The following is a 21,048-nucleotide window of genomic DNA, read 5'->3' on the forward strand; positions in this document are numbered from 1 at the left end:
AGGCTTTCCGAAAATTGCTTTTCATGAGAGGACAGATTCCTAGGTAACTTCATCGTTTAACTTGGATCCTGAGTTAGGAGTCCTACTACGTGAAAACAGTAAGAGAAGAAAGTGTCATTCACTTTTGAAGAAGGAAAATTTGCTCGCATGAAGCATGTATCACAATAACATTATAATTATTAAAGAGAAATCCCCTTATTAGAGAGAGTAGTTAACGTGTATCTCTGATAAGGGAGATTCTTTTTATATAAATCATTATTATGTGAAAATATCTCTTACTCAAGAAAGAACTATATAAGTTCTCTTAATTGTATAGTAATTTTGAAAGGGTTTACATAGAGGGGTGGAACTGAGTATGAATATGTACCTTTTAATGATTACATTATTATCAATTGTAATTGTTATTTTAGGAGTATCGTGGTGGAGGTGGCATGCGTTTATTAGTTTAACGATTGCAAGTTTGTTTTTAGCAATTATGTCTGGAATGCCAATGGATAAAATAGTGAGCGCTTATGAAACGGGAGTCGGAAGTGTTCTCGGGCATTTAGTAGGTATTTTAGTATTAGGTACAATTCTAGGGAAAATGATGGCAGAGTCAGGTGCTGGAATGCAGGTGGCAGAGTTCTTTATTAAATCCTTTGGAATAAAAAACTTACCATGGGCGATGTTAATTGCAGGTTTTATTATTGGAATTCCGGTGTTTTTTGAAGTAGGCATTTTAATATTATTGCCGTTAGTAATTTCTATTCATAAAACAACGAGACAAAATATTTTATTGATAGCATTACCAGCAATTGCTGGGTTATCTGTCGTACACGGCCTTGTTCCTCCGCATCCAGGGGCAATCGTTGCAATTGGTATTTATAAAGCGAACCTTGGGAAGGTACTTCTTTATTCACTCATTATTACATTTTTTGCAGCGATTATTGCAGGTCCTATATTCGCTAAATGGATTCACAAACGTGTAATTCCTGAAAATGAACCAGAATTGATACGTGTAAATACAAAATCAACGAAATTACCAGGAATAGGAGTTTCATTTTTAGTTATATTGTTACCCGTTATGTTAATGGTGTTAGCAGCAGCAGCTCCTTATGTTCCGCTTTCTAATACTTTAATGAAGATTGTCACATTAATCGGTAGTCCTATCATTGCGCTTTTGATTGCATGTTTTGCAGCTTTCTATTTTCTTGGATTTCGTCAAGGTATCGATAAAAAGGCTATTAAGAAGGTAACAGAAGATAGCTTATTACCAATCGGTTCTATTGTTGCGATTATTGGTGCTGGCGGCGGATTTAAGCAAATTCTTATCGATAGTGGCGTAGGGAATGCTATTGCTCAAATGTCTGAACATTTAGCTCTATCTCCAATTGTATTAGCATTTATAGTAGCTGGATTAATTCGAATTGCGACAGGGTCAGCGACAGTCGCCTTAACAACAGCAGCGGGCATCGTCTCTCCAATCGTTGAAAATACGACAGGTGTAAATTTAGAGTTACTCGTCATTGCAACAGGTGCAGGAGCACTCATGTTTTCACACGTAAACGATGCTGGGTTCTGGATGGTAAAAGAATACCTAGGTTTAACAGTGAAAGAAACATTTAAAACATGGACGGTATTAGAAACATTACTTTCATTTATCGCTTTTGGAGGCGTTTTACTACTCGATATGTTTGTTTAAAATAAAGATGTTTCTATTTAGATAATTGTGGCATACAACGTTATCAGTAGATAAAAGGAATTTATTTTTATGGTGGGATACTGTAGCAATTTTTTGTTAGGAGGAAGAAATGGTGAGCTCAAAATATATGATTGGTGTAGACATTGGGACAACTAGTACAAAATCAGTTCTATTTTCTACTGATGGATCTGTTATTGCAAGTCATGGAATTGAATATCCTTTATATTCTCCTACGCCTGAAATAGCAGAACAAGATCCGGAAGAGATTTTTCAAGCAGTGATACATACGATTAAAGAAACTGTGCAATCGAGTAAAGTACAGCCCATTGATATTCTTTGTGTCTCTTTTAGTTCGGCAATGCATAGTATCATTGCTATAGATGAAAAAGGAAATCCATTAACGAGATGTATTACTTGGGCAGATAATAGAAGCGCAAGCTGGGCAGAGAAAATAAAGAATGATAGGAATGGTCATGAAATTTATCTTCGTACTGGCACGCCAATTCATCCTATGTCACCACTTTCGAAATTAGTTTGGTTACAGAATGAGCAGGCAGAATTGTTTGCAAAAAGTTATAAATTCATTTCTATTAAAGAATATGTGTTTTATAAGTTATATAAAGAATATGTAATTGATTATTCTATAGCATCAGCAACAGGAATGTTCAATTTGAAATCTTTAAAATGGGATGAGGAAGCTCTTCGTGTTGCAGGGATTTCAGATGAAAAGCTTTCTAAACTTGTTCCAACGACGCACAGCTTAATAGGATTAGATGAAGAACTTGCAAAAGAGATGAATGTACTTGTTTCTACGCCCTTTGTAGTAGGAGCGAGTGATGGAGTGCTATCGAATTTAGGCGTAAATGCAATAGATCCTGGGGTTGTGGCTGTTACAATTGGTACAAGCGGTGCGATACGTGCTGTAACAAATTGTCCTGTGACAGATCCAAAAGGTAGAATTTTTTGTTATGCCTTAACTGAAGACCATTGGGTAATCGGTGGACCAGTTAATAACGGTGGTATGATTTTCAGATGGGCTCGTGACCAATTAGGCACTTCAGAGATTGAACTTGCGAAGCGTTTAGGGAAAGATCCATATGAAGTGCTTACTGAAATAGCAGCAAAAGTAAATCCTGGATCTGACGGTTTATTATTTCATCCGTATTTAGCAGGGGAAAGAGCTCCTTTATGGAATGCGAATGCGCGAGGATCTTTTTTTGGACTCGGATTACATCATAAGAAAGAACATCTTATTCGTGCTGTATTAGAAGGAGTAATTTATAACTTATATACCGTTCTTCTCGCTTTAAAAGAGCTAATTGGCGAACCGAAAAAAATTCAAGCAACAGGCGGTTTTGCAAGGTCAGAACTTTGGAGACAGATGATGGCGGATATTCTTCATCAAGACGTATATGTTCCTGAAAGTTTCGAAAGCTCTTGCTTAGGAGCTGCAATCCTCGGTTTATATAGTTTAGGTGAAGTAGATACGTTACATGTAGTTACTGAAATGGTAGGTGCGAATTTCCACCATGAACCAAACATTGAAAGTGTGGAAAAATATAAAGATTTAACACCAATCTATATTCGTCTGTCCCGTCACTTGGAAGAAGAATATGAAAGTATAGCAGCGTATCAAAAAAAGTGGGTTTAAAAGCTATTTACTAAGAAAATATGGTAACGTATAAAGAGGTACTCCGATTTTTTAGGATACTCTTTCAACATAAAATATTTTAAGAAGTATGATGAACGAAAAATATAGGGAGAGAGGGTTATGAAAATGAAGGATAACAAAGAGTTTATTGGATATGTTGGAACATACACGAAAGAAAATAGTGAAGGAATATATAAGTTTACGTTAGATGCGGAAGCAAAAAAAATTAGTAATGTAACACTTGCGGCTAAGCTGGATAACCCTACATATGTAACGATTAACCGAAATAATGAATATCTCTATTCCGTTGTTAAGGAAGGAGAATCTGGTGGTGTAGCTGCTTATTCAATTGATAGTAAAACTGGAGAGTTAAAGGCAGAAAACAGACAAGTAGTAGAAGGGGCTTCTCCTTGTCATGTGAGCGTTGATAGTGGAAATCATACGGTAGTTACAGCAAATTACCATAAAGGAACGATTGAGTCTTTTGTAGTTAATGAAGAAGATGGAACTGTAAATCCTGCTTCATCTATTATGGCGCATGAAGGTTCAGGTCCGAATAAAGAAAGACAAGAAAAACCACATGCACATTACGCGGGATATACTCCTGATGAAAAATATGTAGTGGGCGTTGATTTAGGGATAGATAAAATAATTACGTATGAAATAAAAGGTAGTGCATTAACAGAAGTGAATAGCTTATCTGTAAATCCAGGAAGTGGGCCGAGACATATTACTTTTCATCCGAATGGAAAGTATGCGTATGTGATGACTGAGCTGAGTTCAGAGGTTATCGTATTAACATATAATGCGGAAGAAGGGACCTTTACAGAATTACAGTATATTTCTACTATTCCAGCAGATTTTGATGAAAATAATCAAGGAAGTGCGATTCATATTTCTTCTGACGGCCGTTTTGTATATGCAGGTAATCGTGGCCATAATAGTATCGCTGTTTATAGCGTAGATCAAAATTCAGGTGAGCTTACATTTGTTGAACATACATCTACAGAAGGAAATTGGCCAAGAGACTTTGTATTAGATCCTACTGAAAAGTTCCTTGTTGCTACAAATGAAAAGTCACATAATCTTGTGCTATTTTCAAGAGATGAATCTACAGGAAAGTTAACACTTTTACAATCTGATGTTGCTGTGCCAGAGCCTGTTTGTGTTAAATTTTTAAATGTTTAAGTTGTGTTCGATATAATTTCATATACTCAGAAAACAGTAAAAAGCAAAGCGATATCGCTTTGCTTTTTACTGTTTCTTTTTCGGTCTACGTACTAATTCGCCGCCGCAGTTTGGACAAACGTTTTGTCTTTCTTCTGTACATGGTGCGCAAAATGTACATTCATATACACAAATGTAAGCTTCAGAATCTTGCTCGAGCGATTGATCGCAAATTTGACAGTTTGTTTTCATTTCTAGTGCCATACTAATTCTCCTTTTGTTTGAAAATTTATAATTTAATTATAATTCATTAGATAGAATTAGTCTTTTTCAATTGAAAGGAAATCGAATGATAAAGTTGTGATTTGAAATGAAAGATGCCAATTTATTTTAAAATTGATTATTTTGTGCAGTTGGAATATTATGAAATAGTCAAAAGACAACAGGGGGTATACATTTTGACTAATCATAACGATCATTTAAAAGCAAACTGCGAAAAATGCTTCGGTCTATGTTGCGTGGCGTTACCGTTCGCAGCATCGGTAGATTTTGCAGTGAATAAAGATGGTGGTAAACCATGTTCCAATTTACAATCAGATTTTAAATGTAGTATACATAAAAATCTTAGAGGAAAAGGTTATAAAGGTTGTACAGTATTTGAATGTTTCGGTGCTGGGCAGAAGATTTCTCAAGTTACGTTTAAAGGGATTGATTGGCGGAAAGATGCTAAGCATGCGAGAAAAATGTATGATGCTTTTCCGGTTATGCATCAGCTCCATGAAATGCTTTGGTATTTGAATGAGGCGATTCTATTAAAGGCGACGCAGCCAATTCATAAAGAACTAAGTAAAGCGATTGAAGAGACAGAGCGACTTTCGAATTTAAATGCGGACGAGTTAATGAAAGTAAATATTCCATTACACCGTGCAGAAGTAAATGTTTTACTTTTAGAAACGAGTGAGCTAGTTTGGAAGGAAATGAATGCGACGCGTAAGAAACGAATCATTCACCGCGGAGCTGATCTTATGGGAGCAAACCTGAAAAAGAAAAATTTACAAGGCGCGAATTTAAGGGGTGCTTATTTAATTGCGGCTAACTTAAATGGAGCAGACTTACGCGGGGCGGATCTCATCGGAGCAGATTTAAGAGATGCAGATGTTCGCGGAGCAGACTTTACAAATAGTATTTTTCTTACGCAAGTTCAAATTAATGCGGCGAAAGGGGATAAACATACGAAATTGCCGGAATTGTTATCCCGTCCCGCGCATTGGAGTGCGTAAACAGTGAGTTTATACGAACAGGCAGAGACTAAGAATCTCTGCCTGTTTTTTTATTTCTTTTCAAAAGTAGTAATTAAAACGCTACATATAATAAGAATACCACCAATAAAAAAGCTACTATTTAATGTCTCATTTAATAAGAGCCAGCCAAGTAATGATCCGACGATAGGTTGGAAGAAGAAAAATAAGGAACCGATGCTTGCATCCATTAGTTCTAATCCTTTATTCCAAAGGAAAAAGGCACCTGCCGTTGAGACGATTCCTAAATAAATTACGCCTAATAGCACATACATGTTTATATGTTCAATAGGGCTTGATTGGAATTCCCATAGCATAAAAGGTGTAATGAAAAAGAGTGAAAAGAATATGGCGTACGTTGTAATAACTAAAGATGAAAATTTGGCTGAAGCAATCTTCACATAAATAGATAGTAAAGCCCACGTAATAGCAGCCCCGACTAATATAATTGTTCCGATAAAATAGGAGCCAATTTCAATATCCCATCCGATTACGATAATAACACCGATTGTCGCTATTATAGTAGATAACAGTCTACGAGCGGTTAGTTTTTCTTTTAAAATGCTTGCTGCAAATATAATCATAAATGCAGGTGTAGCAGATGTTACTAAAGATCCTGTATGAGCGTCGGATAATTTTGTTCCGATAAATTGACAAGTGATCGAAATGAAGTATCCGATAAATCCAACCCAAGCGAATAATAGCCAATCTTTTTTGCGAATGGTCACTTTTTTCTTTTGCTTTTTCTCTGTTATTTTCAAAAATGCATATAAAACAACGAAAGCGATAATAAAGCGTAACCAAACGAGTGTCAGCGGTGGGATAAAGTCGAGTACGTATTTACTAACAACGTACATACCGCCCCATATACTTGCTGCTAGTGATAAACATATAGCTCCTAAAATTGTTTGTTTCATGTAAAGTACCTCCGTCTATTTTTAGGGTATTATGAGTTCCCTAAGACGAGGCATAGTGTATGTGTTATATGAATGCCCGTCTTAGTTTATAGACGGCCTACTGGTTGATCGTTTTCGAATGAAGTGTTGTAGTACATGCGTGCATTCCTCCTTCGTAATTTTATAATGATATTATAACTTAATTTTCAGTTTATTGGGATGTTTCTTTAGAAAATGGAAATGGTGGTTGTCTAAGAAAGCATAGTATATGGTAGAAAAACATATTTTTAAAATAAAAGAAACCAATTACATACTTGATAAGTATATTAAGAGTAGGATGAAAAAGTAGATTAATAGAGAAAGTGGAGGAGATTGTTATAACTACAACTGTTATTTCTCATTTTTACAATGAAGAGTATTTATTACCGTGGTGGCTTATGCATCATACGAAACTGTTTGATCATGGCATTTTAATTAATAAAGGTTCAACAGATCGTTCGGTTGAGATTTGTAAAAAATTCGCACCGCATTGGGAAGTGCGAGATTCTACAAATCCAGAGTTTGATGCATATGCGACAGATCATGAAGTGATGAGGGTAGAACAAGAAGTACAAGGTTGGAAAATCATTTTAAATACGACCGAGTTTCTTTGTGTGCAAGATAAAAACCAGTTTTGGAAATCACTAAATGAATTGGGAGGGAGGATGTATTGGCTGGAAGGGCTTATTATGGTTGATGATCCTAACTATAATTATCCGGACCTTAACTTTGGAATCCCTTTAATGAAACAGCGATTTCACGGTTATTTACCAGAAGATTGGCCGTTATGGAGAAGAGGTAGATTTATTCATAATCATGAACACGGAAGTTATACGGTTGGAAGACATTTATCAGCGCATGAATCTATGATCTATCCGCCTCTTGCTTGTATATTATGGTTTGGATTTAGTCCGTGGAACGATGCGATGAGAAAGAGAAAGTTACAAATTGGTCCGACGCTTTCTGAAGCTAGTAAGCATGGAGGAATGGGTACGCACCATATTATTACGCCGGAAAAATTAGAAGAATGGTATAAGGATTTAGCGAGAGGAGCGCAAGATTTACGTTTTAGTGCTGCATATCGGTATGTTTTTGTATAGATGATTCCCACCATAAAATTGTTTCTTCGATACCTGTATTTAGATCGTATGTTGGTTTCCAATTTACTTCAGTTTTTAAACGTTCTACATTAACCCCGACAAATAAAGGTTCATCTTTAGAGAAAGGGATTGCACCTAGTTTAATTAAATGTTCTTTTCCTATCTTTTTAGCGATGATAGAAGCTAACTCTTTAATTTGTACAGATTGACCAGAAGCGATATTGATTGTGCCTGTAACATTGCGTTCTAATACTGTTACGAGAGCATCAGCGACGTCGCTCACATGGAGGAAATCTCTTGATTGTTTTCCATGTGTACATAGTGCTTCCTCATTTTTTAATAAGGAAGTGATGATGTTAGAAACGAGCCGATTCCCTTGTTCGTGAGGTCCATACATATGAAAAATGCGGCCCCAACACATGCTGAGGCCTGTTTGCTCGGCGTACGTTTGTAGCCAGGAGTGTAGTGTGTTTTTACATAATGAATACGGGGTTTTATAGGAAAGTAAGGGTGAATCTTCAAATAGTACACCGTTAAACCATTCATATTCTGCGCCAGTACCTGCAACGACGACTCGCTTTCCACCGCATGTTGTGAAGTGTTGAATCAATGAGATGCTGGATGTAAGCCAATAGTAATTATTAATGGATACGTAGCATGCTGGCGGTACTGCTTCCCAAGCTAAATGAATGAGATAACTAGGTTTCATGTCGTAAATGAGTTTTTTTACCTCTTCATCGCAAAGTAAGTTTACTTTATGCCAATGGCAAGAAAGGTGAGAAGGCTTATTTGTATTGTAAGTGGCGTGCACTTCATAGCCCTTTTGAATAAGAGAATGTACAACGTATTTACCAATCCATCCACTACCGCCTGTTACAAGGATTTTTTTCATGGCTCAATTACCTCAACTTCTGGTATTGTTACTAAAAATTTGCCGCCCCATTCACGAATGAAAGAGCATTCTTTCATAATTTCATCTTTCAAATTCCAAGGAAGTATGAGAATGTAATCAGGTTTTGTACGTTTTATTTCTTCTGGAGATTTTATTGGAATGCGGGTTCCTGGTAGAAGAAGATTTTGTTTGTGAGGGTTTTTATCTACTGTATAAGTTAGAAATTCTTTTCCTATCCCGCAATAATTTAAAAGAGTGTTTCCTTTAGCTGGCGCACCGTAACCGATAATTTGTTTGTTTAAAGCTTTTGCTTCGATAAAAAACTGTAAAATACTTATTTTTAATTGTTCTATGCGTTTAGAAAAAAGGAGATAGCAATCTAATGTATCTAGCCCGTAATCGACTTCTTTTTGGATTAATTTTGTAACATTGGGGTGGATAGTGGATGAGGCATTATGATGGTTTATAAAAATACGCAAGGAACCACCGTGCGTTGAGAGTTCTTCTACATCGACAATTTGTAAATGATGATGAGCTAAAATTTTTTGAAGGCTTATAAGTGAGAAATAGGAGAAGTGCTCATGGTAGATCGTATCAAACTGCTTAAAGGAGATGAGGTTTAATAAATGCGGGAATTCAATTGTTATCGTCCCATCTTGTTTTAATAACGTTTTTAAACCGGCGACAAAATCATGCAAGTTCGGAACGTGTGCTAATACGTTATTTGCGATAATTAAATCAGCTTGTGGTAATTTTTTTGCTAAGTCATTGCTGAAAAAATTTACTTCAGTAGAAATTCCTTTTTGCATAGCGATTTCTGCTACGTTTTTGGCTGGTTCAATGCCTAATGTTTCGATCTTTTCTTTTTGAAAGTATTGTAATAAGTATCCATCATTACTTGCGATTTCGATAACTTGCGAATGGTTTGTTAAGTTAAAACGCTTAATTGCCATTTCTACATATTGCTTAGCATGCAGTAGCCAGCTTGATGAGTAAGAGCTAAAGTATAAATACTCATGAAAAATATTGTGCGGAGATTCAAATTCATCTAATTGTACAAGTAAACAAGAGTGACAAACAAATGTGTGCAATGGATAAAATGGTTCCATTTTATAGGAGTTTTCTGGAGCTACAAATGAATTAGCGAGAGGGGAAACACCTAAATCTAAAAAAGTATTTGTGAGTAATGAGTGGCAAAAACGGCATTTTTTCTGTTCCATTTTATAGCCCCCTTATAAATTTTTGAATGTATCGATTTGTTGTCGCGTGAAAGATTCTATATTTTCACCAGATGCATATTTTTTGTACCAATCAACTGTCCAAGCGATAGAATGGTCTGTTGATAACTTAGGTGTCCAACCGAGTTTATTTATAGCTTTTGTACTGTCGAGTGTTAAAATAGGTGATTCATAAGGCGTGTTTGTAGGAGGAGAGAGGATTGTTAGTGTTTTATTCCATAATTTTATTATAGTTTGAATGACATCATGAACTGTTCTGTTAGGTTCATTCATTGGACCGAAATTCCACGCTTCCGCATATTCAGCGTCTGTCCAAAGTTTTTCAGCTAAAAGGATATAGCCATGTAAAGGATCTAATACGTGTTGCCACGGGCGAATAGCGTTTTTGTTTCTAATAGTTAATGTACCATCTTGTAAATATGCACGAATGACATCTGGGAATAATCGGTCTTCTGCCCAATCACCACCGCCGATGACGTTACCTGCTCTTACTGAGGCAAGTTTCTGAGTATTAGTGCGGAAGAATGATTTTTGAAAGGATGTTGCCACTATTTCAGCGCAAGCTTTGCTAGCACTATAAGGATCGAAACCTCCTAGCCGGTCGCTTTCCACGAATGCCCGGTTACCGCTCCCGTCATTTTCATAACATTTATCACTTGTAACATTAATGATGCCACGTATACTTTCTATATGTTTTGCCGCTTCTAATACGTGAACAGTGCCTAAAACATTCGTTTTAAATGTTTCGATAGGATTTTTATATGAAGTGGTGACGATTGGCTGGGCTGCTAAATGAAATAGTATGTCTGGATTATGTTGTTTTAGGGCGTGGAATAAAGAATCGTAATCAGTAATATCGCCATGAATTGTTATACATTCTTTTGCTACGTTACCTTGTTCAAAAAGGTTAGGAATGGATGGGGGATGAGAAGAAAAGCCAACTACTTCTGCACCTAAAGAAGTTAAAAAAAGGGTGAGCCAGGAGCCTTTAAAACCAGTATGCCCTGTAATAAATACTATTTTCTTATTCCAAAAAGATGATGAAGCCATATTACCAAACCTTCCACGGAGCGTTATTACTTTCCCATAGCTCGACTAATTTATTTTTATCGCGCAATGTATCCATCGGATGCCAAAAACCAGTATGTTGATATGCTGATAGTTCATTTTTGTTTACTAACTGAACTAAAGTGTCTGTTTCAAAAACAGACTTATCGCCACTAATGTAATTGAAAACTTCAGGATTTAAAACGAAAAATCCACCGTTAACCCATCCGCCATCCCCGAGTGGCTTCTCTTGAAAAGATGTGACAGACTGTTTATCTAATATGAGAGAACCGAATCTACCAGGAGGTTGTACGGCGGTAACAGTTGCCATTTTTCCATGTTTTTTATGAAATGCAATAAGTTCTTTTATATTTACGTTACTTAATCCATCGCCATAAGTGAGGCAGAAAGGTTCGTCTCCGACATAGTTTTGAATCTTTTTCACTCGTCCACCCGTTTCGGTATTAAGACCAGTATCGATTAATGTAACTTTCCATGGTTCTACACGATGAGAGTGGCTAGTAATTGTGTTATCGCTTAAATGTATTGTGAAATCGGACATGTGTAAGTTGTAATTTAGAAAGAACTCTTTAATTGCATATCCTTTATAGCCTAAGCAAATAATAAACTCAGTAATCCCGTAATGACTATACAAACTCATAATGTGCCATAGAATAGGTTTCGTTCCAATTTCAATCATAGGTTTTGGTTTTAAATGTGTTTCTTCCCCAATTCTTGTACCGTACCCACCAGCAAGAATAACAGCTTTCATTTTTTCCTCCTAAAATAAAAATTTATTATATATACAGTATTCATATTTTATGCAAATGAGATTGTTTTTGATTAAACGGATGAAATTGTGTGAGGTGATGGCAAGGCAGAAAACATTAAGGTTTGAACTTTGGAAATAATTCTTGATATTCAGGATTATTACGGAGGTCTTGTGTTACGTTACTAAGTTCTAAAAAACGGGTTTCCAATTCTTCAGGAGATTGACCGTAATGTGTTTGAAGTCCCATTTGAATACCCATTTTTGAAAGGGTAGGTGTAATTTGTAATTTTCTTGCCTTGGACTGTTCATTCCAAGGGCTAAAATAAAATTTTAAAATAAATGAAGGGTAGTCATAAACTATATTCCCGTGCCGTGAATAATGTCTACCAGGTAAATATGCACCATCTAGATGATTATGAATAAATCTCCAAGCACACCCGAGTTTTGGGTTATAAGGGAAGACACCGTGGTATCGTTGTTCTACTAATGGGATAGAATATCTTGGCTTTGAATAATTGTAAATATGACTATCTATCATTAAAATCATTCTAATCGCATACATATTTTGTCCTAGTGTATGAAGAGATGAGAAAAACTCTTCTTTATTATTACAACAAAAGAACTCTGTAGTATTTAAAACGATTTTCCAACCTGAAACTTCTCTTTCAATTTCCATCACTTCAATATCAGTATTAGTTGGATCAAACTCAAGAAATCTGGAGTCTCGCACTTCCCAGTGGGGTGCGAGTAGTTTACAAATCTCTACGGAACGATCAGTAGAACCTCTATTAATTAAAATACCGTGATCGAATATTTTTGTGTGATGCATAAGCCACCATGGGAGTAAATACTCTTCGTTATAAAAATGAGAAATGATAGTCCTTTTTATGTCAATCTCCTCCTATACAGGCAATCGTTATTAGTAGGATATGCTTTTAAATAAGAAAGGTTAAAAGGTGTGGGCTATATAGTGATTAGGTAATAGTTTAGTAATTTTATTGTATAGCCGTAAATTACGGGTGTAATAGTAGGTTGATCTTGTAAGTTTGTATAAATTGTGAACAACAAACCGTCACGTTTGACTGTACAGTTTATGTGTTGTATGATGGTAGTAATATAAACAAGGGGGGAAGATCGTTGGGAAGGTGTATCGAATCGGACAGTTGGCTCTCATGGCTCACGTGTCGAAACGAACGATTGATTATTATACGAATCTAGGTATCTTGAAAGCGGAGCGATCTCAATCTAATTATCGCTATTACGACGAAACAGCATTTGAGACATTACAATTTATTGAGAAGTGCAAAGAAATGCATATGCCGCTTTGTGAGATTAAAGAGAAAATCGAGGAGAACAAGAAGCTGCTCGGTATCAATGAACACGTTTCGAAACAAGTGAATGAAGTGACAGACCATATTCATCGATTAGAAGCAGAGTTAACAGAGTTAAAGCCGCTTTTAGATGGATTGACTGATTCACAACGTGAAAAAATATCGAAATCTTTATCATGTCAAACGACAGCTTTAATACAGACACTTGCTCTATTATTATAGAATAAGTGAAATCCGACCTCTTTAATTTTTGTATCGGGCTATGTTTTCTAACGAACAAATAAGAAAACATTATAGTATACAGGAGGTGGACACCTTAGTTTTTTAACTAAGGGGATTCATTGGAAATATTTAATTTAGTCATGGTTGCGATTTTAATCGCATTTACTGGATTTTTCGTAGCAGCAGAGTTTGCGATTGTAAAGATACGTTCAAGTCGTATTGATCAGCTTGTTGCGGAAGGAAAACGCGGTGCTTTAGCAGCGAAAAAAGTAACAACAAATTTAGATGAATATTTATCTGCTTGTCAATTAGGTATTACAGTTACAGCTATGGGATTAGGTTGGTTAGGTGAACCGACAATCGAAAAGTTATTACACCCGTTATTTGAGAAATGGAACTTAAATCCTTCTATTTCATCAGTATTAACATTTGGTCTTGCTTTTATGATTATGACGTATTTACACGTTGTAGTAGGGGAATTAGCTCCGAAAACGATGGCAATTCAAAAGGCTGAAAGGGTAACGTTATTATTGGCAGGTCCATTAATGATGTTCTATAAAGTAATGTATCCATTTATTTGGGTATTAAACGGTTCAGCTCGTATTATAACTGGTTTATTCGGTTTGAAACCAGCTTCTGAACATGAAGTAGCTCATACAGAAGAAGAATTGCGTCTTATTCTTTCAGATAGCTATGAAAGTGGCGAAATTAATCAAGCTGAATACAAGTATGTAAATAATATATTTGAATTTGATAATCGCATTGCAAAAGAGATTATGGTACCGCGAACAGAAATCATTGGTTTCTACCTGGAAGATTCAGTAGAAGAACACATGAAAGTAATCCAAAATGAGCGATACACACGTTATCCGATTTTTGGAGAAGATAAAGATGATATTATCGGTATGGTTAACGTAAAAGATTTCTTTATTCGATATATGACCGAAGATCAAAAAGATTTATCATCAATTCGCTCGTATATGCGTCCGATTATTGAAGTGATGGAAACGACTCCAATTCACGATTTATTACTCCAAATGCAGAAGAAGCGAATTCCGATGGCTGTTTTATATGATGAGTACGGAGGGACAGCTGGAATTGTAACGCTTGAAGACATCTTGGAGGAAATCGTCGGCGAAATTCGTGACGAATATGATGAAGATGAAGCGCCACCAATCCAACATGTGAATGAGCACCATAAAATTGTTGATGGAAAAGTGCTTATCTCAGAAGTGAAAGATTTATTTGGATTACACATCGAAGAAGATGATGTGGATACAATCGGTGGATGGATTATGATGCAAAATCATGAAATCGAAGAAGGACAACACGTTGAGGCAGAAGGTTATGAATTTAAAGTGTTAGAAAAAGACGCTTACCAAATTAAACGTGTTGAAATTCGTAAGATGGAACAAGAACAAGAAGAAGAGAAAGCAGCAACTGTGTAAGTTGCTGCTTTTCTTCTAAAGTACAAAAAATGAGAACTTAGGAGCGGATATTTTGATTCAAGAAGCCTTACGTGTATATCGATTACAATTGTATGTGATCTTTAGTGGTTTACTACTTATGTGGACGATTACTCCGTTTGGAAAACAAGTGACAGGGTTTGGTATTGGATTAGCAGTAAGTGCCTATTGTCTTTGGTTATTAGCTCGCAGAGTGGAGAAGCTCGGAAAAAGTATCGTAATGAAGGAAAAGGCTCCTGGATTAGGAGTTTTAAACCGATTTGCAGCTGCTATTTTAGGAGCTATTATCATGTATGAAATTGAGCATGAAATGGAAATGTGGGCATTCGGTACAGGTATTTTAGGTGGTCACTTTTTAATGATTGCAAATTTAGCTTATGCAAATATTCAGTTAGTGAAAGAAGAAGAGAAGCAAAGGGAACATGCTTCGAAAAACATAGAGCTATGATGAAAGGGACCTAATTGGGTTCCTTTTTTAGTTTAGCGATATTATACAAGTAATCAAATTAACGACAAATATGATACGCTTCTTTTTTGCACTTTTCAATAGTATAAAAAATAATAAAAAATTTTTAAAAAACCCATCGATTTCTAAAGGTTATGTATGTTATTATGACAAAAGACTTTTTGAAAGAGGTGGATACCAATGTTACAAGCGTTACTTATTTTTGTGCTTCAAATTATATATGTTCCAGTATTAACAATCCGAACGATTTTGCTTGTAAAGAATCAAACAAGATCCGCTGCTGGTGTAGGATTGTTAGAAGGAGCTATTTACATTGTCAGTTTAGGGATTGTGTTTCAAGATTTATCAAATTGGATGAACATCGTTGCCTATGTCATCGGCTTTAGTGCGGGACTATTATTAGGCGGTTATATAGAGAATAAATTAGCAATTGGATATATTACGTATCAAGTTAGTTTACTAGACCGTTGTAATGAATTAGTAGATGAATTACGTCACTGTGGATTTGGCGTTACAGTATTTGAAGGTGAAGGAATTAATTCTATACGTTATCGCTTAGATATCGTTGCAAAGCGCTCTAGAGAGAAAGAACTTTTAGAAATTATTAATGAAATTGCACCGAAAGCGTTTATGTCTTCTTATGAAATCCGTTCGTTTAAAGGCGGATATTTAACGAAGGCGATGAAGAAGAGAGCGTTGTTGAAGAAGAAGAAAGACGATCATGCATCGTAAAAAGGGAATAGTGCGGCTTTAAAAGCATGGCATAATCACATATGTAAAAGAGAGGAATCGAATTAGATTCCTCTCTTTTTTATAAAAAGTATGTATCTGTTAATTTAAAAAACTAAATCGTATAATTGTTTTTTCTACTAACCCTCAAATTAATGATTAGCCATATAACTTGAATAAATATCGGTATGATAAACGCGATTAATAAAACAATAAGTGATATTGATTTAATTTCGGATGTTTGAGTAACACCAGCACCATCGACATCTAGTAGCCAAATACTAGCTGCCCACACTCCAAAAAGGATAATCCAAAATATGTTACCAATCCACCAAGAAATCCATCGTTTTTTCATGTTAGCACCCCTTACATTTACCCTCTGTTAAAAGTATATTTTCGTACGTTACATTTATAATGAAATAACTCTAAAATTAATTGTTTTTAACTGTATATCTAACTTGCTTAAAAGTTATCATCTCTCCATCTTTATTATCATCCTTAGTCTGCAAAAGTTGAACTTTTGGCTTGTAGTCTGTCCTATGAGCATCATTGATACCTGTAATATCAAGTTTGTAGGATTCACTATTCTTTATTTTTTGTTCCAATACTTTTTTATTAGCGACATAAATAAAAGTTACTTTATTTTCATCAATACCTTCCGTCTTAATTTCTAATTCATTATCTTTTGTTGTAATCGTTGGTGTTAATAATTCCATACTTCCGTTTCCGGTTTCTAAAGAATTTCCTGCTATAGTTGAACATCCTGATAATATGATTCCGATGAATAGAAGAACAATTAATTTCTTTTTCATAACATCCCCCAATTTCAAGTGATTTTTGATTTTGGCATTGCTAGACTGCTAGTGTGGAGCGTAAATGTTTAGCTAGTACTCATTTTAATTGTACCCTAATATGTAAAATGTAACAGGGTGTATATCCAGTTTAAGAGAGATTGAAAAGTTTACTTATTGTTGTAAATCAGTATTTTTACAGTAGATATATATTTTCTTTCGAAAGCGGTGTTGTTAAAATCATTACGAATTGGATATCCAAATATATGATGAAATGTAGACAGGAGAAAGAACTTAATACGAAGTGAACTTATTTTTTATGGAAATTAAAATTGTTACATTTTAAAATAATAATATGGAATAGATGAATTGATTCACTTCGGAGGTAGTTACTTGAACATTAACGAGAAGGCAATTGAAATGTTTGAACAAAATGAATATGAGAAAGCAATGGAACTATTTCAACGAGCGGTACATGAATCTAGAGGTGTGCAATCTCTCAATAATCTTGCTTGGATGTACTTTTATGAGGAAGAGGATGATGCTAGAGCTCTTGAATTAATAAAAGAAGTTGTTCAGTTGAATCCTTCCTCATACTTTCCTTATAACATCTTAGGGGAAATTTACATAAAACAAAAAAAGTGGGAAGAAGCGAAAGAAGTATTACAAAAGTCTATTTCCATTCAACCATCCATTCAACCATCCAATGAAGCATATCACAATGTAGCTGTAGCTCATTATAACCTTGGAGAGCTGGAAAAAGCTTCGGAATTTTTCTTGCGAGTTGCAGGGGATTCGGACTATATCATGTATAGCTATGTAAAATGTTTAATTGATTTAGGGAGAACGACAGAAGCGAAAGAGAAGTTAGATACTTTTAACAGGGAATCTGATGATCTTATAGGAGAAATTCATGTAGCAGATTTATATGTCGAGTTGAATTGCTATAAAGAAGCAATTGAATGGTTCGAAAGGGGATACAAGGAAGTTTGGGAAAGCCCCAATTGGATTGGTAGATTTGTTTATGCTCTATATAAAGCTAATAATTTCACGCGTATAAATGAAGTGATACGGGAATCTATCGAAGCGAAAACAGCAGAAATAGAAGATGTTCAGACTGAAGAAGTAGAAGAAAACTGGACAGAAAAAGATAAGAAAGAGTTAATTGAGGAATATACAGAAGAGAATAATTGTTATAAAAAAATGATAGAACGTATCAAATCTGGATATGTTCCAGGGTTAGAATTTGAAACTTATCATATAGGGGGTTGCTATTTATTTGGTTGTAAAAGACATAATCATCTTGAATATGAAGAATAAAAAGATTCGACTGTCAAACATGACGGTCGAATTTTTTTATTATAGGTCGCTTGTCTAAAGGTACCATCTCGACTGAAATTTGTTAAAGATGTTTCGTATCATTACATAGGTATATATCCTCCTTAGGTAATCCTTTTTTTATATTTAAAATATGTAGTGAAATAAAACCAATAAGTCCTATTCCGCCGAAAATAAGCCATGGTGTATACATTCCGTTTAAGTTGGATGTAAAAGATGTACCGGTATAATTACCGATGATAAAACCAAATGCGAGTGATAGTTGATAGAATCCGAAGTAAGTAGCTGTATATGATTCGTTACTGTAATTTGCAATAGCAATATCAGCGTTAGGTAATACGAGTGTTTCACCAATTGTAAATAAAATTACACAAATAAATAACCAATATGGGTGCTGGAATAAAGGGATGAGTAAAAAGGAAATGCCCATTAATAAAATACCGTATTTAATAATCGACAGCGTGTTGTATTTGTGAAATAGTTTTCGAAATAACACCATAAATATAACGCCTGTTATTGCATTTATCGTAATAACGAGTGTAGCAAGCTGGTTGCTATTACTAATGTTTTTCATATGAAGTGGAAGTGCGACAGTAAGCTGAGTAAACATAATATAGAAGAAAATCATGATAAATGAAAACAGAAGAAAAGGCTTGTTTTGTAAGATAGCCTGTATTCCTAATGTAATAGATGTGTTTTCAGTAGTGACTTGGAAGTGATTTTTAAGTAAGTAAAAGATAAAAGCGAATAACAGCATAAGTGATCCTGTTAGAAAGAAAGTATAGATGGGATCGAGTAAGAGTAAGAATCCTCCTGCAATTGGTCCAATTATTGCACCGCAATTAAAACTCAGGTTTAAATATGTAAATAAATTTTTTCTCATATGAGCTGGTTGTGAGCCGAATATGGCGCGAGCAGCAGGTTCGTAAAATGCGGTTCCGAAGCCAATAAGTGCAGAGGAAATAGAAATTGTATAGAAATCAGAACATATTCCTAAAGCGATAAATCCAATTCCTCTTAAAAATAATCCAGCTATCATCATGATGATATAGCCTATTTTGTCAGCAATTAACCCTGAGAATAATGGGATAACTCGTGATGTGATTGTCATAACCGTCAATACTGTTCCTACTTGGACAGCAGAAAAATGAAGAAAGGTTAATAGATAAATAGCTAAAAATGCGTATACTGCAAAATACCCAAAAGACATAAAGAATGAAGAAATAAGCATGAAACGTATCGGTATTGAGAAACTTTTCATAGAACTCCTCCTAATATTGTAACCAGTAAAATTATTTAATGGTTAACTATTTTATATTATAATTATACATAAAGTCAGAAAAAAGTAAATTTTAAGAAGAAGGTGAATGGAATTGAATCAGAACGCACCACATGAATTAGAATATATTCGAGAATTTTTAAATACATGGAGAATACCAAACGATACGAGAGAAGCAATTGATTTGCTACAAACAGAAGAGGATATAATGCTCTTTATGAAAGAACATTTTCATGAAGAGGTTCCATTTCATACGATAGAGGAATTAAAAAGTTTTCGAGAAGATATTCGGGTGGCAATTGAAGGCGGAGAATCATTGCAAAAGTGGTTAGAGAAATACCCATTTCATGTACATGTAAAGGAAGATATGAAAAGTGTTACATATGAACCGGTGCAAGAAGAGAATGTGTATACAAAAGTATTGAGTATTGTGTTAACGGCGATTCAAGAAAAGTTGTGGGGAAAGTTAAAGGCCTGTCCAGATTGTCGTTGGGTATTTTATGATCATTCGCGAAATGGAAGTAAAAGATGGTGTGGTATGTATGCTGGAGAAGAAGGAGGAAGAGCATGCGGTACGATTGCAAAAGTGAAAAACTACCGGGCGAAGAGAAAAGGGCGATCTGGTTATGATATGTAATTAATATTAGAGAAAGCAAAATGGATGGGGGAATGTAGAATATGAAAGGCACACAAATGCTAGCTATTAATAAAAAGTGTTGGGATACAGTTGCACCTTATTTTTTTCAAGTGGATTGTTTACCGAAATACGGACCGTATACGGCGTCTGAAGATGAGATTCATGTGTTCGATTCAATTAAAGATAAAAAGGTACTTAATATTGGATGTGGAAGTGGGCATTCGTTGTAATATATGTCGGAACAAGGGGCAGAGGAATTATGGGGGCTTGATCTTTCGAGTGCACAAATTGAAATAGCGAATAAGGCGTTAAAGGATTGGAATCCAAAGTTAATATGCGGAGCAATGGAAGAGGAAGGAAATATTCCGAAAGGGTATTTTGATATTGTATATTCCATTTATGCATTAGGTTGGACTTCGGATTTAAGAAAAACGTTGGAACTGATTTATTCATATGTAAAGCCAGGAGGAAGTTTTATTTTTAGTTGGGAGCACCCAGTATATTCAAACTTACAGTATGGTACAGAAGAAGTTGCTATAAAGTCTTCTTATCATGAGGAAACGCCTATTACGTTTGAAACATTTAAAGGAGAAAATGTACAAGCGACATTATATAAGAGAAAAATAAGTACATACATAAATGAGTTAAATAGAGTGAGATTTAAAATTGAGAGAATAGAAGAGCCTGAACCATCTACGAAATATTATTCTTTATATAAAGCTAGGATGGTGCCAACTACTTTATTGTGAAGGCAAGAAAATGTAAAATACAGCGCACACTTTTTTTAGTGTGCGCTGTATTTTGTTAAAGGTCAGTACTTATCTTTTTGGTTGAAAAATATGTTGGAAAAAGTATTTGTGATGTAAGTTATCTACAACTTTATTTGCTTGATATGTGCGGTGTTGTTCGAGTCGAAGTCTTTGCTCCATCATTTTTATTGCGTGATCAGATAAACGTAACATAATACATCTCTCCTTTTCTATAAATATAGGTCTCTAAAATGATATC

General features: G+C 35.2%; 21 protein-coding genes and 1 pseudogene. 12 read left to right on the top strand and 10 right to left on the bottom strand.

Features of this window, described 5'->3' with window-relative positions; all coding sequences use genetic code 11:
* Positions 1-355: 355 nt before the first annotated feature.
* The 3 genes from gntP (at position 356) to JDS98_RS21000 (ending at position 4,520) form a co-directional block, all read left to right on the top strand.
* The gene (gene gntP, locus JDS98_RS20990) at positions 356-1,681 is read left to right on the top strand and encodes a gluconate permease GntP (protein ID WP_001057626.1); all 1,326 of its coding nucleotides are present in this window, start codon (positions 356-358) and stop codon (positions 1,679-1,681) included.
* 109 nt (positions 1,682-1,790) lie between these two features.
* Positions 1,791-3,332: a gluconokinase gene (gene gntK / locus JDS98_RS20995; RefSeq protein WP_199634287.1), complete on the top strand. Its 1,542-nt coding sequence runs from the start codon at positions 1,791-1,793 to the stop codon at positions 3,330-3,332.
* A 120-nt stretch (positions 3,333-3,452) separates the two neighbouring features.
* The gene (locus JDS98_RS21000) at positions 3,453-4,520 is read left to right on the top strand and encodes a lactonase family protein (RefSeq protein WP_199634288.1); all 1,068 of its coding nucleotides are present in this window, start codon (positions 3,453-3,455) and stop codon (positions 4,518-4,520) included.
* A gap of 66 nt (positions 4,521-4,586) precedes the next feature.
* On the opposite strand, the gene JDS98_RS21005 is transcribed toward JDS98_RS21000, so the two are convergent.
* The gene (locus JDS98_RS21005; protein WP_001162791.1) at positions 4,587-4,763 is read right to left on the bottom strand and encodes a DUF1272 domain-containing protein; all 177 of its coding nucleotides are present in this window, start codon (positions 4,761-4,763) and stop codon (positions 4,587-4,589) included.
* Positions 4,764-4,957: 194 nt separating this feature from the next.
* On the opposite strand from JDS98_RS21005, the gene JDS98_RS21010 reads away from it, so the two are divergent.
* Entirely contained in the window at positions 4,958-5,779 is an 822-nt protein-coding gene (locus JDS98_RS21010; RefSeq protein WP_097959650.1) for a pentapeptide repeat-containing protein, read from the top strand.
* Between the two features lie 50 nt (positions 5,780-5,829).
* Here the strand turns inward: JDS98_RS21010 and JDS98_RS21015 are convergent, their stop codons facing one another.
* Positions 5,830-6,714: a DMT family transporter gene (locus JDS98_RS21015; protein WP_098912561.1), complete on the bottom strand. Its 885-nt coding sequence runs from the start codon at positions 6,712-6,714 to the stop codon at positions 5,830-5,832.
* A gap of 341 nt (positions 6,715-7,055) precedes the next feature.
* Between JDS98_RS21015 and JDS98_RS21020 the strand changes: the two genes are divergently transcribed.
* Positions 7,056-7,832 carry a glycosyltransferase family 2 protein gene (locus JDS98_RS21020; protein ID WP_087970350.1) on the top strand — a complete coding sequence of 259 codons (777 nt, stop codon included), beginning with the start codon at positions 7,056-7,058 and terminating at the stop codon, positions 7,830-7,832.
* On the opposite strand, the gene JDS98_RS21025 is transcribed toward JDS98_RS21020, so the two are convergent.
* From JDS98_RS21025 to JDS98_RS21045, 5 genes are all read right to left on the bottom strand, one after another.
* A complete protein-coding gene (locus JDS98_RS21025) occupies positions 7,801-8,724 on the bottom strand; it encodes an NAD-dependent epimerase/dehydratase family protein (RefSeq protein ID WP_000723109.1) in 924 nt (307 codons plus the stop codon). The genes JDS98_RS21020 and JDS98_RS21025 overlap by 32 nt on opposite strands.
* Positions 8,721-9,944, bottom strand: coding sequence for a class I SAM-dependent methyltransferase (locus JDS98_RS21030; RefSeq protein ID WP_098912562.1), 1,224 nt, complete (start codon positions 9,942-9,944; stop codon positions 8,721-8,723). Before JDS98_RS21030 ends, JDS98_RS21025 begins: the two co-directional genes overlap by 4 nt.
* Before the next feature lie 12 nt (positions 9,945-9,956).
* Entirely contained in the window at positions 9,957-11,012 is a 1,056-nt protein-coding gene (gene rfbG, locus JDS98_RS21035) for a CDP-glucose 4,6-dehydratase (RefSeq protein ID WP_199634289.1), read from the bottom strand.
* Between the two features lies 1 nt (position 11,013).
* On the bottom strand, positions 11,014-11,781 hold the full coding sequence (gene rfbF, locus JDS98_RS21040) for a glucose-1-phosphate cytidylyltransferase (RefSeq protein WP_098912564.1): 768 nt from the start codon (positions 11,779-11,781) through the stop codon (positions 11,014-11,016).
* 115 nt (positions 11,782-11,896) lie between these two features.
* Complete coding sequence (locus tag JDS98_RS21045; RefSeq protein WP_000546526.1) at positions 11,897-12,610, bottom strand: hypothetical protein; 714 nt, start codon at positions 12,608-12,610, stop codon at positions 11,897-11,899.
* 343 nt (positions 12,611-12,953) lie between these two features.
* On the opposite strand from JDS98_RS21045, the gene JDS98_RS21050 reads away from it, so the two are divergent.
* From JDS98_RS21050 to JDS98_RS21065, 4 genes are all read left to right on the top strand, one after another.
* On the top strand, positions 12,954-13,334 hold the full coding sequence (locus JDS98_RS21050; RefSeq protein ID WP_002039109.1) for a MerR family transcriptional regulator: 381 nt from the start codon (positions 12,954-12,956) through the stop codon (positions 13,332-13,334).
* 119 nt (positions 13,335-13,453) lie between these two features.
* Positions 13,454-14,782 carry a hemolysin family protein gene (locus JDS98_RS21055; protein WP_087970353.1) on the top strand — a complete coding sequence of 443 codons (1,329 nt, stop codon included), beginning with the start codon at positions 13,454-13,456 and terminating at the stop codon, positions 14,780-14,782.
* 52 nt (positions 14,783-14,834) lie between these two features.
* Positions 14,835-15,248: an ATP synthase subunit I gene (locus tag JDS98_RS21060; RefSeq protein WP_023522542.1), complete on the top strand. Its 414-nt coding sequence runs from the start codon at positions 14,835-14,837 to the stop codon at positions 15,246-15,248.
* 198 nt (positions 15,249-15,446) lie between these two features.
* Positions 15,447-15,998 carry a DUF2179 domain-containing protein gene (locus JDS98_RS21065; protein WP_000938448.1) on the top strand — a complete coding sequence of 184 codons (552 nt, stop codon included), beginning with the start codon at positions 15,447-15,449 and terminating at the stop codon, positions 15,996-15,998.
* 112 nt (positions 15,999-16,110) lie between these two features.
* Here JDS98_RS21065 and JDS98_RS21070 read toward each other — a convergent pair whose 3' ends face one another.
* Both JDS98_RS21070 and JDS98_RS21075 read right to left on the bottom strand, forming a co-directional pair.
* The gene (locus tag JDS98_RS21070; RefSeq protein ID WP_199634290.1) at positions 16,111-16,350 is read right to left on the bottom strand and encodes a DUF3923 family protein; all 240 of its coding nucleotides are present in this window, start codon (positions 16,348-16,350) and stop codon (positions 16,111-16,113) included.
* Between the two features lie 76 nt (positions 16,351-16,426).
* The gene (locus JDS98_RS21075) at positions 16,427-16,807 is read right to left on the bottom strand and encodes a hypothetical protein (protein WP_141556016.1); all 381 of its coding nucleotides are present in this window, start codon (positions 16,805-16,807) and stop codon (positions 16,427-16,429) included.
* 372 nt (positions 16,808-17,179) lie between these two features.
* Between JDS98_RS21075 and JDS98_RS21080 the strand changes: the two genes are divergently transcribed.
* A complete protein-coding gene (locus JDS98_RS21080) occupies positions 17,180-18,106 on the top strand; it encodes a tetratricopeptide repeat protein (protein WP_199634291.1) in 927 nt (308 codons plus the stop codon).
* An 82-nt stretch (positions 18,107-18,188) separates the two neighbouring features.
* On the opposite strand, the gene JDS98_RS21085 is transcribed toward JDS98_RS21080, so the two are convergent.
* Positions 18,189-19,385, bottom strand: coding sequence for an MDR family MFS transporter (locus JDS98_RS21085; RefSeq protein WP_199634292.1), 1,197 nt, complete (start codon positions 19,383-19,385; stop codon positions 18,189-18,191).
* 112 nt (positions 19,386-19,497) lie between these two features.
* On the opposite strand from JDS98_RS21085, the gene JDS98_RS21090 reads away from it, so the two are divergent.
* Complete coding sequence (locus JDS98_RS21090; RefSeq protein WP_141554762.1) at positions 19,498-20,040, top strand: CGNR zinc finger domain-containing protein; 543 nt, start codon at positions 19,498-19,500, stop codon at positions 20,038-20,040.
* Between the two features lie 41 nt (positions 20,041-20,081).
* A pseudogene (locus tag JDS98_RS21095) lies at positions 20,082-20,848 on the top strand (class I SAM-dependent methyltransferase).
* Positions 20,849-21,048 lie beyond the last annotated feature (200 nt).

The sequence above is a fragment of the Bacillus cereus group sp. N11 genome (genome assembly GCF_016483605.1).
Taxonomy (GTDB): Bacteria; Bacillota; Bacilli; order Bacillales; family Bacillaceae_G; genus Bacillus_A; species Bacillus_A toyonensis.

Coding starts and splice junctions, on each gene's coding strand:
- JDS98_RS21030 (WP_098912562.1), bottom strand. CDS start 9,944: ATGGAACAGAAAAAATGCCGTTTTTGCCACTCATTACTCACAAATACT.
- gntP (WP_001057626.1), top strand. CDS start 356: ATGAATATGTACCTTTTAATGATTACATTATTATCAATTGTAATTGTT.
- JDS98_RS21045 (WP_000546526.1), bottom strand. CDS start 12,610: ATGCATCACACAAAAATATTCGATCACGGTATTTTAATTAATAGAGGT.
- JDS98_RS21025 (WP_000723109.1), bottom strand. CDS start 8,724: ATGAAAAAAATCCTTGTAACAGGCGGTAGTGGATGGATTGGTAAATAC.
- JDS98_RS21085 (WP_199634292.1), bottom strand. CDS start 19,385: ATGAAAAGTTTCTCAATACCGATACGTTTCATGCTTATTTCTTCATTC.
- rfbG (WP_199634289.1), bottom strand. CDS start 11,012: ATGGCTTCATCATCTTTTTGGAATAAGAAAATAGTATTTATTACAGGG.
- gntK (WP_199634287.1), top strand. CDS start 1,791: ATGGTGAGCTCAAAATATATGATTGGTGTAGACATTGGGACAACTAGT.
- JDS98_RS21015 (WP_098912561.1), bottom strand. CDS start 6,714: ATGAAACAAACAATTTTAGGAGCTATATGTTTATCACTAGCAGCAAGT.
- JDS98_RS21075 (WP_141556016.1), bottom strand. CDS start 16,807: ATGAAAAAGAAATTAATTGTTCTTCTATTCATCGGAATCATATTATCA.
- JDS98_RS21005 (WP_001162791.1), bottom strand. CDS start 4,763: ATGGCACTAGAAATGAAAACAAACTGTCAAATTTGCGATCAATCGCTC.
- JDS98_RS21070 (WP_199634290.1), bottom strand. CDS start 16,350: ATGAAAAAACGATGGATTTCTTGGTGGATTGGTAACATATTTTGGATT.
- JDS98_RS21000 (WP_199634288.1), top strand. CDS start 3,453: ATGAAAATGAAGGATAACAAAGAGTTTATTGGATATGTTGGAACATAC.
- JDS98_RS21065 (WP_000938448.1), top strand. CDS start 15,447: ATGTTACAAGCGTTACTTATTTTTGTGCTTCAAATTATATATGTTCCA.
- JDS98_RS21050 (WP_002039109.1), top strand. CDS start 12,954: ATGGCTCACGTGTCGAAACGAACGATTGATTATTATACGAATCTAGGT.
- rfbF (WP_098912564.1), bottom strand. CDS start 11,781: ATGAAAGCTGTTATTCTTGCTGGTGGGTACGGTACAAGAATTGGGGAA.